This is a genomic window from Duganella violaceipulchra (assembly GCF_019166075.1).
GTDB classification, from domain to species: Bacteria; Pseudomonadota; Gammaproteobacteria; order Burkholderiales; family Burkholderiaceae_D; genus Rugamonas; species Rugamonas violaceipulchra.
The window spans coordinates 1-465 of the sequence record NZ_JAHTGR010000120.1 but is presented as its reverse complement, the minus strand read 5'-3'; the positions used below and the strand labels follow the sequence as shown (position 1 = coordinate 465).

The 465-nt window shown below is 71.4% G+C and carries 1 protein-coding gene; it reads left to right on the top strand.

Translation table 11 applies throughout. From position 1 onward, the window contains the following. Window positions 1–123 precede the first annotated feature (123 nt). On the top strand, window positions 124–465 hold a 342-nt coding region (locus KVP70_RS33245), incomplete at its 3' end, for a hypothetical protein (RefSeq protein ID WP_217946712.1).

Sequence of the window (465 nt, the reverse complement as noted above, 5' to 3'; positions counted from 1 at the left end):
CGTCCCAGTGCAGATTGGCCAGCGCCAGGCCGTGCTCGGCCAGCAGGGCGGTGGTCAGCGGCTGCAGCTGCTCGGGTTCCTCGCTGGTGCGCGCAGAAGCTGGTCGACGCCAAAGTCAACGGCGTGATCGGCCGTGATGAGGCCGACGCGCGCCGTCAGGTGGAGGCGCGCGGCCTGTACGTCAGCGCCATCGCGCCGGTGCGGGGAGGGCTCGGCCTGCGGGGTGGCAAGGCGCGCGGCAAGGGCCGCAATACCAGGCCGCTCCACTTTCCGGTGCGAACCCAACGGGTCATCACGCCCAAGTCGCGCTGGCGGCCGCGGCCGCTGAGCATCGGCATGTGCCTGATGCAGACGGCCGAAACGCTGCGCCAGCTGGGCGGCCTGCCGCTTTTGCCCGCTCATGCCCCGCGTCCAGCGCCTGTCTTAAGTTGCCGCGATCAAGGGACAAGCCGCGCGCAGCTGGCC